Here is a 16,033-nt window from a genome sequence, read left to right as displayed (position 1 = left end):
GAAAGCCATGATGAGCAAGACGCGCAGCAATGAGAAAGTCCGCCCCAAGTACCGTCTGGGAATGGCGGTGGCGGCCGCGTCGGCGGCGGTGGTCGCCGGAGGTGTCATTCTGCCGGCCGCCGTCGCGTCGGCGGCCCCGATGCCCAAGATGCCGCCCACGGCCCCGGGGCACCACGCCAAGGAGCAGAAGAAGCCTTGCGGTAAGAAGCCTGGCAAGGGCCACAAGAAGAGTGGCAAGAAGTATTCCTGCAAGGCCAACAACCGCACGTACTACTTCGAAGAGCACTGCAGCTGCTACTACTACACAGAAAACGACCACAACTACTACTGGGACGACCACTACAACTCCTACTACGTAGTGCAGTACAACCACAAGTACTACTGGGACTACCACTACGACTGCTACTACGTGGTGGAAAAGCACTGCAAGTACTACTACTGGAACACGTACAAGGAGTACAACTACTGGGAGAAGCACAAGGACGACAAGTGCTACTGGAACGAGAAGGACACGAAGAACTGGAAGGAGGAGAACTGGGTCGAGAAGCACGACACGGATAAGAAGCCGGGGGACGAGGGTCCGGAAAAGGGTCCGGACGGGACCAAGCCGGGCACCGAGGACGGCAACGGCAAGGAGCACGAGGAGGGCACCGAGGACGACACCGGCAAGGGCCACGAGGAAGGCACCGAGGACGACACCGGCAAGGGCCACGAGGAAGGCACCGAGGACGACACCGGCAAGGGCCACGAGGAAGGCACCGAGGACGACACCGGCAAGGGCCACGAGGAAGGCACCGAGGACGACACCGGCAAGGCCCCGGACGAGAAGACCGAGGACGACACCGGCAAGGCGCCCGACGAAGGCACGGAGCAGGCCCCGGACGACGGCACCGGCAAGGCCCCCGACGAGGGCACGGAGCAGGCCCCGGACGACGACGCCGGCAAGGCCCCGGACGAGGGCACCCAGGACGACACCGGCAAGGCCCCCGACGAGGGCACCGAGCAGGCCCCGGACGACAACGCCGGCAAGGCCCCGGAGGAAGGCACGGAGCAGGCCCCGGACGACAACACCGGCAAGGCACCCGAGGAAGGCACCGAGCAGGCCCCGGACGAGGGCACCGAGCAGGCACCGGAGGAAGGCGCCGAGCAGGCACCGGACACGGGCACCGAGCAGGCCCCGGACCAGGGCACCGAGCAGGCCCCGGAGGAAGGCACCGAGCAGGCACCGGACACGGGCACCGAGCAGGCACCGGACCAGGGCACCGAGCAGGCACCGGAGGAAGGCGCCGAGCAGGCCCCGGACGCGGGCACCGAGCAGGCCCCGGACCAGGGTGTTGCCGACACGGGTGCGGGTACCGACACGGGTGCGGGCGCTGACCAGGGTGGAGGCGCCGACGCAGGAGCCGGCGACGCAGGAGCCGCCGAGTAAGGGGTCGGTTCGACGCCCCGGTCACGGCACCACGGGCGGTGGGGTGAAGGTCCTGAGGACCTTCACCCCACCGCCGATTTAGCGTTGTCTGCCGCCGTACTAGTCCTTTTGGCCCCCGCCGATGAACTTCTGCACCTCGGCGGGCAGGTCCCCGTCCTCTTCGTACATCGCGTAGAGCCGGGCGCCGTGCGGTGAGTCGCCGACCGCGATCGCGACGCCGGTGTCGAGCCCCTCGACCTCGTACGCGGTCATATCGAACCGCGTCTCCTCCTCGCTCTCTCCGCCCGTGTCGTCGCAGGGCGGCCGGCCCGCCGCGCCCGCCTCGGCCCCGACCGTGAACTCGACATCGCCGACGCTCAGGTAGGTGCGGTGATCGAACTCCATCACGTCGTCGCAGGACCCCGCGCTGACACCACCGCCGTCCGACGGCATACACCCGACGGCCAGGGCGGCGAGAGCCGCCGCGGCCAGTACGGCCCTCATGGACGTTGAACCGGTCATCACTGCGTCCTTCCGGTGGAAGAGCAAGAGGAGAAGAGCAAGAGGAGTGAGACGAACAAGCAGGCGAGAAGAGCGGGCAGGGCAGTAGAACGACGCCGAACGACCCGGCCGGGTTCGCGAAGCGCCGGCGCAACCTTTCGCGCGCCTCCCGAGTCACCCCCGAGAGCCCCTGCTCCGACCCGGCCCCCACTCCCACCCCCGACCGCACCCCCGCACCTCCGCACCCCCGGCCCGCACCCCAACTCCCCGTCTGGAACCGCCATGCGCACGCGCCGCCGACCGACCGCCGCCGCCGTCCTGGGCTGCGCCCTGCTGTTCACCGCCGCGGCGTGCGCCTCGGACGAACCCTCCGACAGCGACCGCCCCCAGCGCCCCACCGCCGGAAAGGCCGCCGCGCACCCCGACTCCGGTGACTTCAACGGCGACGGCTTCGACGACTTCGCGGACATCGTGGAGTCGACGTCCAAGGACAAGGAGAAGTACGCCGCCACGCTGGTCGTCGTCTACGGCTCGCGCGAAGGGCTCAACACCGCCACCGCGCAGCGGACTCCGGCGGGCAGCCGGCCGTTCTCGATGTTCATGTCACCGCTGCTGCGCACCGACCTCGACGGCGACGGCTTCACGGACCTGGTCGGCGGCCGCGGCGTGAACGAGACCGTGAGCGAGCCCTTCGCGCTGTTCGGCGGCGCGCACGGACTGGGCCCCGCCAGGCGGCTCGGCCTGCCCGACGGCTTCCGCCCGCTGGCCGCCGCCGACTTCGACGGCGACGGCTCCGTGGACCTGCTCGACGGCGGCCACGGCGGCTCCGGTGATCCCAACTCCACCGGCAAGGGCAGCGACGGCCTGCTCCTGTACGGCCCCTTCGACCGCGCCGGAAAACCGAAGCGGCAGGCCGTGCTCGACCTCGGCCAGCACGGCTACGCCACCCCCGCCACAGCCACCACCGGCGACTTCGACGGCGACGGCAGGGCCGAGGTGGTGTTCACGTACTCCTTCGACCCCGAGGAGGACGAGACCGCGCCCGCGGACCTGCACGGCGTCGGCTACTACGAGGGCGGCGGGCGGGGTCTGGTCCGGGACACCCGTCAGGAGGCCCGCATCGGGGCCCTGGCGGGAACCGACGACGGCCTGCGCACGCCGGTCGCCGGCGACGCGGACGGCGACGGGCTCACCGATCTGCTGGTGCCCACCCAGCTGGCCGTGGCCCCCGCGGACATGCCCGGCGCGGGCGGTGCCCTGACGATCCTGTACGGGGCGAAGTCCGGCCTGAACACCGGCCGGAAGGAGACCGTGATCGGCGGCATGGACACCGCCGACCGGCGCCGCGTCGACTTCGGCTCCTCGCCCTCCGTCGGCGACGTCGACGCCGACGGCAAGCCGGACATCGTGGTGAACACCCCGGGCTTCCGGCGGCACGACGGCAAGGTGACGCTGCTGCCCGGCGGCGCGGACGGGGCCCAGTCCCTGGCCGGCGAGCAGGTGGTCGACGCCCGGACCGGCGGCCTGCCCGGCACCCCGAACCCGTACTACTGGAACGCCTTCGGCCACCGGCCCCCGCTGCTCGACGTCGACGACGACGGCCACGCGGACGCGGTCGTCTTCGGGCCGCTCTACGAGAAGCGGAAGGGCGCGTACCTGGTCCTGCGGGGCACGGACGACGGCTTCGACCCGAAGAAGGTCCAGCTCTTCACGCCCGACGCCATCGGCGTACCGCTGCGGCTGAAGTAGGACCGGTTCACCTCGTGGACATCCGCACACAACCCTTCGTACGCGTCGCGAGTCACACACAGGAATCCTGACCCCTGGCATTGGGAGAGTCTCGTGCGTGCAAAGAAGCTGGCTGTCGCGGTGGGCGTGGCCGCCCTCGCCGCGACGGGACTCACCCTGCCGCTCGCCGGATCCGCGGCCGCCGTGTCCACGCTCAAGGACGACTTCAACGGCGACGGCTACGCGGACCTCGCCGTCGGCGTGCCCGACGCGACCGTCGCGGGCCACGCCAGGGCCGGTTACGTGCACGTGCTCTGGGGCGGCCCCCAGGGCCCCGGCACCGCCGGCTCGACCACGCTCAGCCAGAACACCGCCGGGATACCGGGCCACGCCGAGGCCACGGACCTGTTCGGCCAGGCGGTCGCGACGGCGGACGTCGACGGCGACGGCTACGGGGACCTGCTGGTCGGCGCGCCCGGCGAGTCCCTCACCGACAGCGCGCACGACGCGCAGGGCACGATCACCGTCGTACGCGGCTCCGCGTCCGGCTTCCGCACGGACGCGATGCTCGCCATGAAGGGCGCGTACGGCGACGAGCGCGTCGGCGGCCTCCTCACGACCGGCGACTACGACCACGACGGGGACGTCGACCTCGCGCTCGGCGTCAGCGGCGAGGAGGGCGGCGCGCTCCTGTTCCGCCCCGGCCCGCTGGCGTCCCCGGCCGCCACCACCCTCCTCGACGGCTATGACTTCGGCGGCCCGGGCGCCCTGGCCACCGGCGACTTCGACGGCAACGGCACGGACGACGTCGCGGTCACCTGGTCCGGCATGGAGCTGTACGGCACGAGCGTCTGGTCCTGGTCGGGCGGCAGCGCGGCCGAGTCCCGGCGCACCGGCGACTACGCGGTGTCGCTCGCGGCGGCCGACCTGGACGGCGACGGCGCGGACGACCTCGTCCTCGGCCAGAAGCACGACAACCCCGAGGCCGACGAGCCCTCGCCGTGCCCCGACGAGTCGAGCGGAGCGGTGCTGATCCGCTTCGGCGGGGCAGACGGCGCGGGCGGGGCGAGCGGGGAGTCCGGCCGGAAGACCTGCCTCTCGCAGTCGTCCGAGGGCGTCCCCGGCACCGCCGAACCGGGCGACGCGTGGGGCGCGTCCGTGGCGGCGGCCGACCTCGACGGCGACGGGGCGCCCGAACTGGTCGTGGGCGCGCCCGGCGAAGGCGTCGGCTCGCTCAAGAGCGCGGGCTCGGTCACCGTCCTCGACGGCACGGGCGAGGGCCCGTTGTCCGGCGGCGTCACGTACACCCAGAACACGCCGGGCATCCCCGGCACGGCGGAGACGGCGGACCGTTTCGGCGCGACGCTGACGGCGGGCCCGTACCACCCGGGCGGGCGGCCGGACCTGGCGATCGGCGCTCCCGGCGAGAACGCGGCGAAGGGCGGCGTCTGGTACGTACCGACGACGGACGACGCCCGCCCGGCCGGCGCCCGCGCCCTGACCCCGAAGGCGCTCGGCCTGTCCGGCGCGAAGGGGTTCGGCTCGGCGCTGGCTCCCTGAGGGCCGGCCGCCCAGGACCGGCGAGTGGGGTGCGGCACGGCCCTCCCCGGGCGGCACCCCACTCGCCTCACACACCTCACTGGCCTCACAGGCCTGGAACACCTCACGCGCCTGGAACACCTCACAGGCCCAACTCGCCTTACAGGTTGCCTCGTCCCTCAAAAATTTTCCTGTTTCACGTACAACCCTTACCGATCACGATCGGTCTCCTGATCGCCGAACAGCTCGCCATGCCCAGGACAACTCCAGGCAAATTCGGGCGGTACGGCACCCCATTGACTGTGGACGCCTGCCAGGCGTCCCCGCATGCCCAGGAGAATCCCGCATGCACAAGCACCTGCGACTCGCTCTCGCGACGGCCGCCGCGGCCACGCTGACGAGCGGTCTGCTCACGTTCACGGCCGTCACGGCGACGGCCGCGGACTCCACCACGGTCCCGCAGGCCGACTTCAACAACGACGGCATCGGCGACGTCGTCGTCTCGGCGCACGGCGCCTATGTGAACGGACGCCAGGGCGCCGGCCAGATCGTCGCCCTCTACGGCAGCGCCACCGGCGTGTCGTCCGCCAAGCGCACCACGATCAGCCAGAACACCACCGGTGTCCCGGGCACCGCCGAGGCCGGGGACGGCTTCGGCGGCGAGACGGCGTACGCCGACTTCAACGACGACGGGTACGACGACCTCGCCGTGGCCACCCCGTGGGAGAAGGTCGGCACCGACACCAACGGCGGTGCCCTCAGCATCCTCTGGGGCTCGGCGAGCGGCCTCACCGGCAAGGGAGTCGACGTCCCGGACCCGGCCGTCTCCTCGCACGACTACTGGGGCAAGGACCTGGCGGCCGGTGACTTCGACGGCGACGGCAAGGCCGACCTGGCCGTCGGCAGCTCGGCCAGCACGATCTACGTCTACAAGGGCGGCTTCAGCTCCACCGGTACGCCGGGCGGCCGCACCACGATCAAGCCGCCGATCGTGTCGGGCAGCGGCACCGACCCGTACGGTCCGATGAGCCTCACCGCCGGCGACGTGAACGGCGACCACCGCACGGACCTGATCGTCGACGGCTACGAGACCCAGACCGACTACGGCTGGAACACGAACTACTTCGTGCCCGGCACCGCGAGCGGTCTGAACGTGGCGTCCGCCCAGGCCCTCAAGCCGGGCATCGTCACGGGCATCGGCGACATCAACGGCGACGGCTTCGGCGACATCGTCAGCGGCGCCGGCTGGGACCACACCACCACCGACGGCACGACCGTCCCGGACTCCGCCGACGGCGGCAAGGTGAACATCACCTACGGCTCCGCGTCCGGCCCCGCCTCGACCGCGGGAGTCACCCAGAACACCGGCAGCGTGCCCGGCACCTCGGAGAAGGGCGACGGCTTCGGCTGGGACCTGGACCTGGGCGACGTCAACGGTGACACCTACCAGGACGTGGTCGTCAGCGCCCCGAACGAGGACATCGGCGGCGTCACCAACACGGGCATCGTCACCGTCCTGTACGGCTCGGCGAGCGGCATCAACACCGCCTCCGGCACGCAGGCCTTCGCCCAGAGCACCGCGGGCGTCCCCGGCAGCGACGAGAAGGGCGACCTCTTCGGCGCGGACGTGAAGCTCGACGACGTGAACGGCGACGGCAGGGCCGACCTGCTCGTGGGCTCGTACGAGAACAGCGCCAACGGCGCGGTCACCTACCTGCCCTCCAGCGGCACGAAGATCACCACGACCGGCTCCCGCACCCTTTCCCCGAGCACCTCGGGCGTCTCGACGACGGGCACGCCGCAGTTCGGCGCCCTCTTCGCCGACTAGGCGCTCCGCTGGAGGTGCCGCGATGTGCCGTCGGTCGTCCGCTGTGCCGTCGGTCGTCCGCTGCACCACCGTGGCCGGTCGCGCCGTTCCCCGCGCCCCTTCGGGGCGCTGGCGGACCGCGGCGGCCCGACCTGATCAGCCCGTCCCGCCCGGTCAGGGCCCGCACCCACCGGGTGCGGGCCCTCTCCCGCCCCGGAGTCTCTTCCTCCCACCCCGGAGTCCCTTTTGCGCAAGCGCACCCTTCTCCTGGCCGCCACGCTCACCACCGGCCTCCTCAGCGCCCTCCCCGGCTCCGCCTTTGCGGCCCCCTCCGGCCTGACCGGCGACTTCAACGGGGACGGGTTCGGCGACATCGCCTTCGCCGCGCCGTACGCCAAGGTCGGCGACCAGGGCATGGCCGGCTATGTGGCCGTCGTCTACGGCAGCGCGACCGGCCTCGACCCCGCCAACCGCACGGTGATCGACCAGAGTTCGGCCGGCGTGCCCGGCACCCCCGAGGCGGAGGACACCTTCGGCTCCGCGCTCGCGATCGCCGACTTCGACGGCGACGGCTACGCGGACCTCGCGGTCGGCGCCTCGGGCGAGGACGTCGACAGCGACATCGACGGCGGTACGGTCGCGATCCTGTGGGGCGGTGCGAGCGGCCTCGCGGGCGGTACGACGGTCAAGGACCCGGCGGCGTCCGCGCACGACGAGTGGGGCCGTGTCCTGACGGCGGGCGACTTCGACGGCGACGGCGCGGCGGACCTGGCGTCCGGCACGACCGCCTCGCACGCGTATGTCGTCAGGGGCGGCTTCACCCGGTCCGGCACGACCGGCAGCGCGCAGCGGATCGGCCTGCCCCAGACGGCGAAGTACGGCATCGACGCCATCAAGGCGGGGGACACCAACGGCGACAAGAAGGCCGACCTCGTCCTCACCTACCGCACCGCCCTGAACGAGGACGGTTCCGGCGACTGGTCCAAGGGCGTCGCCTACCTGGGCACGTCCGGGGGCCTGGAGACCTCCGTACCGCGCGGCCTGAACGGCGGCACCACCATCGCGATCGGCGACATCGACGGCGACGGCTACGGCGAGATCGCCCTCGGCAACGTCTTCAGCACGGAGGACGACCACACGGGCAGCCTCGGCGGCAAGGTCACCGTCATCCGCGGTTCCGAGGGCGGCCCGGTCAACGGCGACGCGCCCATGGCCGAACTCACCCAGGACTCCCCCGGCGTACCCGGCGCCGACGAAGCGGGCGACGGCTTCGGCAGCGCCGTCTCCATCGGCGACATCGACGGCGACGGCTACGGCGAACTGGCCGTCGGCGTCATCTTCGAGGACATCGACGGCATCGAGGACACCGGCTCCACGGTCCTCCTGAAGGGCTCGGCCGCCGGCGTCTCACCCACCGGTGCCCGCACCCTCTCGCAGGCCTCCTCCGGCGTCCCCGGCACCGCCGAGGCGATGGACTACTTCGGCTCCGACGTCCTGCTGAAGGACGTCACGGGCGACGGCAAGGCGGACTACACGGTCTCCGCGACCTTCGAGGGCGAGGGCGTCGGCGCGGTCACCGCGATGCTCTCCGACGGCACCGGCATCTCCCCCGACGGCGACCGCGGCTTCGGCCCCACCGCCTTCGACCGCCCGGCCACGTACGGCGCGTTCGGCGCGAACCTCATCGGCTGACACCCCGCCCCTGACCTTCTCCACGCACTCGAGGAAACAGCAACCGCCATGCGCATACGCCCCGCCGCACTCGCGGCACTGACGGCCGCCGCCCTCACCGGCGCGCTCCTCGCCACCACGGGTTCCGCCTCGGCCGCCCCCTCCGGCCTGGTGGGTGACTTCAACGGCGACGGCTTCCAGGACGTCGCTGCGGGCGCCCCCTTCGCCACGGCGGGCGGCAAGTTCGACGCCGGTTCGGTGGCCGTCGGATACGGATCGGCCACCGGCCTCGGCACCAGGAAGTCCATCGACCAGGGCACCTCCGGCGTCCCGGGTTCGGCCGAGGAGGAGGACGGCTTCGGCCGGTCGACCGCGGTCGGCGACCTCAACGGCGACGGGTACAGCGACCTCGCCGTCGGAGCCCCGTACGAGAAGGTCGGCGACGACACCAACGGCGGCGCCGTGGTGATCGTCTGGGGCTCGGCGAGCGGTCTGTCGGGGGCCACCACGGTCAAGGACCCGGCCGTCTCCCAGCACGACTACTGGGGCGCGAGCCTCGCCGTCGCCGACTTCACCGGCGACGGCAAGGCCGACCTCGCCGTCGGTGCCTCCGGCACCACCCAGTGGATCATCAAGGGCGGCTTCACCAAGGCGGGTGCGACCGGCGCGAAGCTCACGTACACGCTCCCCTTCGCCGCCGCGCGCCTTGTGAACCTGACCGCCGGAAAGGTCAACGGCGACGGCAAGGCCGACCTGGTCGTCGGCGCCGGGAAGAAGCTCGGCTCCGAGCGCTATCTGGACCGCAACTTCCTCTACTACGGCACCACGTCGGCCCCCGCCCGGCAGCTGGAGCTTCCCTACGGCAAGAGCACCGCCATCGGCGACCTCGACCAGGACGGCTACGGCGACATCGTCATCGGCGAGACGGAGAGCGCGACCGAGGGCGACCTGGGCTCGACGGGCCGGAGCGCGCTCTCGTACGGCACCGCCACCGGCGTGAAGCCGGCCGTGGAGCTGTCGGACGGCGCGTACGGCCGCCCGTCGATCGGCGACATCGACGGCGACGGCTTCCCGGAGCTGGCCGTGGGCGCCCCGGCGAGCGGCGCCGCGGCCGACTACGCGGGCGCGGTCGTCGTCCACCGGGGCACCGCGGACGGGCCCGGTTCCGTCGTGACGCTCACCCAGGACACCGCGGGCATCCCCGGCACCGCCGAGACCAACAACTTCTTCGGCACGGCCACCCTGCTCACCGACGTCACGGGCGACGGCCACGCGGACCTCGTCGTCGGCTCGGACACCGAGAACGACGGCAACGGCCTGCTCACCTTCCTGAAGGGCACCGCCGACGGCGTCACCACCGCCGGCGCCACGAACTACAGCCCGAGCGCCTTCGGAATGTCCACGGCGTACTACCCCCAGCTCGGCATGTACCTGGCGGGCTGACACCCGCACCCTCGGGGGCGCCCGGCCGGGCGCCCCCCTCCCCCCTCCCCGGCTGACCACCGCTCGAAGGGACACCTCATGCGCAGCCGCACCCTCCTCCTGGCCGCCACCCTCACCACCGGCCTCCTCACCACCCTCCCCACCACCCCCGCCTCCGCCGCCCCCTCGGGCCGGTCGGGCGACTTCAACGGGGACGGGTACCGCGACGTCGCGATCGCCGCCCCCGCCGCCAAGGCCGGCGGCAAGGCGTGGGCCGGGCAGGTCGCCGTCGTCTACGGCACGGCGAGCGGCCTGAACCCGGACAAGCGGACGGTCATCAGCCAGAACACCGCGGGCATCCCGGATTCGGCCGAGGCCGACGACGGTTTCGGCTCCCAGGTCGCGACGGCCGACCTGAACCGCGACGGCTACGCGGACCTGGTGATCGGCACCCCCGAGGAGGACTCGGGCAGCCTGGAGTCGGCCGGCACGGTCGTCATCGTCTGGGGTTCCGCGTCCGGACTCTCCGGCGGTACGACGGTCAAGAACCCCGAGCCGCAGTACGGGAGTTCCTTCGGGCTGAGCATCGCGGCGGCCGACTTCACCGGCGACGGAAAGCCCGACCTCGCCGTCTCCACGCAGAGTTCCACCGGAAGCCGTTACAAGATCCGTCTGATCCGCGGCCCGTTCACCAAGTCCGGCTCGACGGGCCGTGTCTCCTCGTACTCCCCCGGGGTCGACAAGCCGCGACTGACCGCGGGCAAGGTCGACAAGAACGCCAAGGCGGACCTCGTCGTCACCGGCCGGAAGACCAACAGCGAACACCTCGCCGCCGCCGCCTTCTACAAGGGCACGTCGAACGGCCTGACCAAGGGCGCCGCCCTGCGCGCCGGTACGACGGCGGCGATCGGTGATCTCGACGGCGACGGGTACGGGGACATCGTCCTCGGCAACCCCGACGAGCCCCACAACGAGCCCTCGGGCTCCAAGGGCGGCGAGATCAGCGTCGTCTACGGCACGTCGACGGGCCCCAGCGGCAGCCGTCGTACGACGCTGACGCAGAGCAGCGCGGGAGTGCCGGACTCGCCCGAGTACGGCGACGACTTCGGCGAGGCGGTGGCGGTCGGGGACCTCGACAAGGACGGCCGGGCGGACCTGGCGATCGGCGCGCCCGGCGAAGCCTTCGGCGACGACGCGCACTACGTCTCCAGCGCGGGTGCGATCACCCTGCTGCGGGGCTCGGCCTCGGGTCTCACGACCACCGGCGCGGTGTTCCTCACCCAGGACAGCCCCGGCGTCCCGGGCGCCGTGGAGTCCGTCGACAGCTTCGGCTCCCAGCTGCTCGCCTCGGACGTCAACGGCGACGGCCACGCCGACCTGACCGCGATCGCCGCGCAGGAGAACGACCCGGCGGGCGCCGCGTGGCACCTGCCCGGCGCGACCGGCTCCCTCTACTCCACCACCACCGCGACGACCTTCGGCCCGACCCACCTCGGCCTCTCCACCGCCCAGGCCGGAGCCTTCGGCTCGGACCTCGCGGGCTGACCCAAAGGACCCCACACGCATGCGCAGCACAACGGCACTCGCGGCCCTCCTGACCACGGCCTTAACCCCACTGTCCCTGCCGACCCCGGCCTCGGCGGCCCCCGCGACGTACGCGGACGACTTCAACGGGGACGGGTACCGCGACCTCGTCGTCGGCGCCCCCGATGCCACCGTCTCGGGCAAGGAGTCGGCGGGCGCCGTCGTCGTCCTCTACGGCTCGGCGTCCGGCCCCGGCACAACCAAGAAGCTGCTGATCTCGCAGAACGCCACGGGAGTCGAGGGCGCGGCCGAGGCGGGCGACGGCTTCGGCTCCTCCGTGGCCTCCGCCGACCTGGATGCCGACGGTTACGCCGACCTGCTCGTCGGAGCGCCCTACGAGGACGTGACCGGTGCGAAGACCCGGGGCAGCGTCACCGTGCTGTGGGGCGGCGCGCAGGGCCTGAAGGGCAGCGCCGTCCTGCCGGCCCCGAGCCCCTTCTCGGACGGCGACACCAAGGGCTGCTCGTACGGCACCGGAGTAGCGGCGGTCAATCCGAAGGCCGCGCCGGGCGCCGCCGAGGTCTCCGTGGCGGGCTGGTGCGCCGGTCTGCGCCTGACCGGCCCGTTCACCCGGGCCGGCAAGCCGGCCCGCACCAGCCTGAGAACGGCCACCCCGTCGCTCGACGACGCGGCCCTGGGCGACCTCGACGGCAACGGACGCCCCGAGTCCGTCGACATCAGCGTGGGCCTGTCCGACCACCCTTCCGGGGGCGTGTACGTCAACCCCCCGGCCTCGTCCGCCTCCCCGCTCTCCACCGACGGTGACAACGTGGCCTTGGGTGACGTCAACGGCGACGGCTACGGCGACCTGGTCGTCGGCGACCCCGGTGACACGGTCATCGACGGGACTCCACAGGAGGGCACCGGCCACAAGGGCGGCCAGATCGCGATCTGGCCGGGCGGGGCACACGGCATCGACGCCACCGCCGAGCCGATCCTGATCCACCAGGACACTCCGGGCGTGCCGGGTTCCGCCGAGTCCTACGACTCCTTCGGCGCCGACGTGAGCGTCGCGGACGTCAACGGCGACGGCTATGGCGACATCGCGGTGGGCGTGCCCGGTGAGCGCCTCGGCTCGGCCCGTAGTGCCGGGTCCGTGATTCTCGTCCCGGGTCGGGCGGGTGGCCCCACAGGCGCCGGCTCCACCACGATCACCCAGAACTCCACCGCCGTACCGGGCACCGCCGAGAGGGGCGACACCTTCGGCTCGACCGTCCGCCTCACCGATCTCACCAAGGACGGCAAACCCGACCTGGTGGTCGGCGCACCCGGCGAGGACAACTCCACCGGCGGCATCTGGGTGTTCAAGGGAACCACGACCGGCCCGTCCCTGAGGAACTCGTACAGCGTCATGGGCAACGCGGTGGGGCTCCCCAAGGAGCACTACACCAACTGGTCCTCCGTGCAGTCCTCTTGACCGTTCCCGTCAGCTCCTGGAAACGCCCGACACGACAGGATCAGCGACGCGAGCGTATGTGACGTATGAGGGCGGCGAGCCCGGTCGCGGTGGTGGTCACCACCGTGCCGGGCTCTTCGCTTTCGCGGAGCCGCAGGGCTCCTTGGGTGGCGGCGACCTCAAGGCAGTTGGGCGCGTCCTCGTCGCTGGAGAACGACGACTTCTGCCACACGCTTACCGCCGCCATGTGAGGGCCTTTCAGGTGTGCTGAGCCAGCCGGTGTACGAAGTCCCTCGACTCTACGACTCCCAGAGCGGCCCGCTCCACGTCGTCGATGACCCTCCGGTACCGGCTGAGCTGCGCCTCCGCATCCAGGAATGTCCCTCCGTGCGCGCTGTCGAGAAGGACGGTGTCCAACTGCTCCACAGGACCACCCGCGATGAGCATCGCGTTACCGATCCTGGTGAAGCCGTCCAAGTCGAACGGCACGACCCTGAGCGTGACTTGCGCGCGCTCGGACTGCTCCACGATGTGCAACAGCTGTCTGCGGGCAACCTTGCGATCGGCGACCCTGACGCGCAACGCCGCCTCATGGATGACCACTTCATAGCGGACCTTGTCCAGCACCCCTTGCCGACGCAGCCGGAACTCGGTTCGTGCGTCCACCTGCTCCTCGGAGAACCCCGAGACGGACGCGGCGTACATCGCCCGTACCTGCTCCTCGGTTTGCAACAGCCCCGGGATGTGCACGCTCTCGAACGACCTCAAGCGCGCTGCGTGATGCTCCAGTTCGGCCAAATCGAGGAAGCTCGGCGGAAGTTGACCGCGGCACTCGGCCCACCACCCGCGTACACGCTCGTTCGCCATGGCTACCAGAGCATCGACGTACTCGGTGTCGTCACACGCGTACTGGCTCGCGAGGTACCGCACCCGCTCCTCGCTCACCCCGACGCGCCCCGCCTCCGTCATGGAGATCTTGCTCTCGGCAATGCCCGCCGCCTGGGCGGCCTCCCTGGCGGTCAGCCCCGCCCGCTCCCGGAGCTTTCGCAGCTCCGCGCCAAGCCGTTGCTGGCGCGCGGTGACGATGCTCCGTGCCGGCATATCGCCCTTCCTTCCCAGTAGTTGGGAGCACGAGTATCCCAGTTCAGCTTGACCGGGGTGAAACATCACCCCTACTGTAAGTGACGCGACGCACACACTGCGAAACCTCCGGGGACCCGGAAGCGCACCGCCCCGTCACGCCACGACGGTCGCGACACAGCCACCGCCCGCAGGCCGCCCACCCCTCACGCCCCCACCGGGAGACCCGTATGCCCGCCCCCTGGGAGTACACCCTCTACATCCCCCACGACCCCCGAGCCGTAGGCATCTGCCGCCGCGCGCTCCGCGACATCCTCACCGTCCACCACCTCCCCGCCCTCATCGAACCGGCCGAACTCCTGGCCTCCGAGCTCCTGGGCAACGCCATCCGCCACACGGACGGCCCCGCCGCGCTCAAGCTCAGACAGTCGGGCCCCTCGTTCCGCCTCGGCGCGTGGGACACGGACCCCACGCCCCCGACGACCACCCAGCCGCACGGTGAAACGGGCCGCGGCCTGCACCTCGTCGACGCGTACGCCGACGACTGGGGCTGGTTCCAGGTCAACGGCACGGCGGGCAAATACGTCTGGTGCGAGCTGAAAGCCGTTCCCTTCTGAACACCTGTGCGATTAATGGGTACGGCGCGACCCTGAGCAGTCACTGAATCCGGGCCCGCCGTCCCCTTAGGGGATGTCACAGGTCGGCAGCAAAGCCGGGCCCGTTGCCCCGGGCCCGGCACGTGACTCTTCGGGACCAGGTACGTTCGATTACGTGGCTGGATTCAGGATCGGACGCGGCGACCGGGACAACCGGGCCCCGCAAGGGCGACCGCAACAACACCCGCAGCAGCAGCCGTACGGACAGCAGGCCCCGCAGGGCCCGTCGTACGGCTACCCCGCCGCGCCGCCGCAGCAGCAGTACGGCGGTGCACAGCCGTACGGCGGCCAGCAGGGCTGGCCGCAGCCGGGCGGCGGCGGGCACGGCGAGCCGGAGTACTTCGGCGACGGCGGCGGACAGCAGGGCTACGGCCAGGGGCACCCGCAGAGCCCCGATCCGTACGCGGCGAACAGTCCGGGGCACACCCAGGCGTTCACGGTCGGCGAGGACCCGTACGGCCAGGGCGAGACCTACCGCGCCGGACAGGCCTCCGCCCCGCCCGTCGGACCCCGTCTGCACTGGAAGGACCTGCTGCGCGGCATCGTGCTCGCGCCCAACCAGACCTTCCTCCAGATGCGGGACTACACGATGTGGGGCCCGGCGCTCATCGTGACGTTCCTCTACGGCCTGCTCGCCGTCTTCGGCTTCGACGGGGCCCGCGCGGACGCGATCAACGCGACGCTCTCGAACGCGGTGCCGATCGTCCTGATCACGGCCGTGGCCATGGTGCTGAGCACCTTCATCCTGGGCGTGGTGACCCACACCCTCGCCCGCCAGCTCGGCGGCGACGGCGCCTGGCAGCCCACGGTCGGCCTCTCCATGCTGATCATGTCGCTCACGGACGCCCCGCGCCTGGTCGTCGCGATGTTCTTCGGCGGCGACGCGTCGTTCGTCCAGATCCTGGGCTGGGCGACATGGGTGGCGGCGGGCGCCCTGCTGACGCTGATGGTCAGCCGCTCCCACGACCTCCCGTGGCCGAAGGCGCTCGGCGCGTCGGCGATCCAGCTGATCGCGATCCTGTCGATCATCAAGCTCGGCACGTTCTAGTACGTCCGAGCTACTACGTACGAGCTACCAGGTACGAGAGAGGGGCTCCCGGCGCGACGCCGGGAGCCCCTCTTCTCGCTTGCCGCCTCAGGCGTCGAGAACCTGCCCGGGGCTCTGATCACGGGCGGCTCGACACTCTAGGCCGACTTGACTTGATGACAGTAGTAGTCTGATCCCCGCTCTTGAGGCTGGG

Annotated in this window: 13 protein-coding genes; 10 read left to right on the top strand and 3 right to left on the bottom strand. The window is 71.5% G+C overall.

Annotation, left to right across the window (positions count from 1 at the left end; genetic code table 11):
- The first annotated feature begins 7 nt into the window (after nt 1–7).
- Nucleotides 8–1,429, top strand: a complete 1,422-nt coding sequence (locus GTY58_RS23440) for a hypothetical protein (RefSeq protein WP_052082358.1) — start codon at nt 8–10, stop codon at nt 1,427–1,429.
- Between the two features lie 99 nt (nt 1,430–1,528).
- On the opposite strand, the gene GTY58_RS23435 is transcribed toward GTY58_RS23440, so the two are convergent.
- Nucleotides 1,529–1,930 carry a DUF6281 family protein gene (locus tag GTY58_RS23435; protein ID WP_052082356.1) on the bottom strand — a complete coding sequence of 134 codons (402 nt, stop codon included), beginning with the start codon at nt 1,928–1,930 and terminating at the stop codon, nt 1,529–1,531.
- 261 nt (nt 1,931–2,191) lie between these two features.
- Between GTY58_RS23435 and GTY58_RS23430 the strand changes: the two genes are divergently transcribed.
- The 7 genes from GTY58_RS23430 (at nt 2,192) to GTY58_RS23400 (ending at nt 13,077) form a co-directional block, all read left to right on the top strand.
- Complete coding sequence (locus GTY58_RS23430) at nt 2,192–3,658, top strand: FG-GAP and VCBS repeat-containing protein (RefSeq protein ID WP_010985904.1); 1,467 nt, start codon at nt 2,192–2,194, stop codon at nt 3,656–3,658.
- A 93-nt stretch (nt 3,659–3,751) separates the two neighbouring features.
- A complete protein-coding gene (locus tag GTY58_RS23425) occupies nt 3,752–5,197 on the top strand; it encodes an FG-GAP-like repeat-containing protein (protein ID WP_010985903.1) in 1,446 nt (481 codons plus the stop codon).
- 325 nt (nt 5,198–5,522) lie between these two features.
- Nucleotides 5,523–7,004, top strand: a complete 1,482-nt coding sequence (locus GTY58_RS23420) for an FG-GAP and VCBS repeat-containing protein (RefSeq protein WP_010985902.1) — start codon at nt 5,523–5,525, stop codon at nt 7,002–7,004.
- A 225-nt stretch (nt 7,005–7,229) separates the two neighbouring features.
- Entirely contained in the window at nt 7,230–8,675 is a 1,446-nt protein-coding gene (locus GTY58_RS23415) for an FG-GAP-like repeat-containing protein (protein WP_010985901.1), read from the top strand.
- A gap of 48 nt (nt 8,676–8,723) precedes the next feature.
- Nucleotides 8,724–10,097: an FG-GAP-like repeat-containing protein gene (locus GTY58_RS23410; RefSeq protein ID WP_010985900.1), complete on the top strand. Its 1,374-nt coding sequence runs from the start codon at nt 8,724–8,726 to the stop codon at nt 10,095–10,097.
- A 78-nt stretch (nt 10,098–10,175) separates the two neighbouring features.
- The gene (locus GTY58_RS23405) at nt 10,176–11,621 is read left to right on the top strand and encodes an FG-GAP and VCBS repeat-containing protein (protein ID WP_010985899.1); all 1,446 of its coding nucleotides are present in this window, start codon (nt 10,176–10,178) and stop codon (nt 11,619–11,621) included.
- A gap of 19 nt (nt 11,622–11,640) precedes the next feature.
- On the top strand, nt 11,641–13,077 hold the full coding sequence (locus tag GTY58_RS23400; protein WP_010985898.1) for an FG-GAP and VCBS repeat-containing protein: 1,437 nt from the start codon (nt 11,641–11,643) through the stop codon (nt 13,075–13,077).
- A 40-nt stretch (nt 13,078–13,117) separates the two neighbouring features.
- Here GTY58_RS23400 and GTY58_RS23395 read toward each other — a convergent pair whose 3' ends face one another.
- Entirely contained in the window at nt 13,118–13,303 is a 186-nt protein-coding gene (locus GTY58_RS23395) for a DUF397 domain-containing protein (RefSeq protein ID WP_010985897.1), read from the bottom strand.
- An 11-nt stretch (nt 13,304–13,314) separates the two neighbouring features.
- Complete coding sequence (locus GTY58_RS23390) at nt 13,315–14,223, bottom strand: helix-turn-helix transcriptional regulator (protein WP_306292863.1); 909 nt, start codon at nt 14,221–14,223, stop codon at nt 13,315–13,317.
- Between the two features lie 143 nt (nt 14,224–14,366).
- Here GTY58_RS23390 and GTY58_RS23385 point away from each other — a divergent pair, with 143 nt between their 5' ends.
- On the top strand, nt 14,367–14,753 hold the full coding sequence (locus tag GTY58_RS23385; RefSeq protein ID WP_037649085.1) for an ATP-binding protein: 387 nt from the start codon (nt 14,367–14,369) through the stop codon (nt 14,751–14,753).
- 73 nt (nt 14,754–14,826) lie between these two features.
- Complete coding sequence (locus GTY58_RS23380) at nt 14,827–15,840, top strand: Yip1 family protein (RefSeq protein WP_010985894.1); 1,014 nt, start codon at nt 14,827–14,829, stop codon at nt 15,838–15,840.
- Nucleotides 15,841–16,033 lie beyond the last annotated feature (193 nt).

The organism is Streptomyces sp. SID5469 (assembly GCF_009862865.1).
Lineage (GTDB): Bacteria > Actinomycetota > Actinomycetes > Streptomycetales > Streptomycetaceae > Streptomyces > Streptomyces avermitilis.
This window is presented reverse-complemented; position numbering and strand designations above follow the sequence as displayed.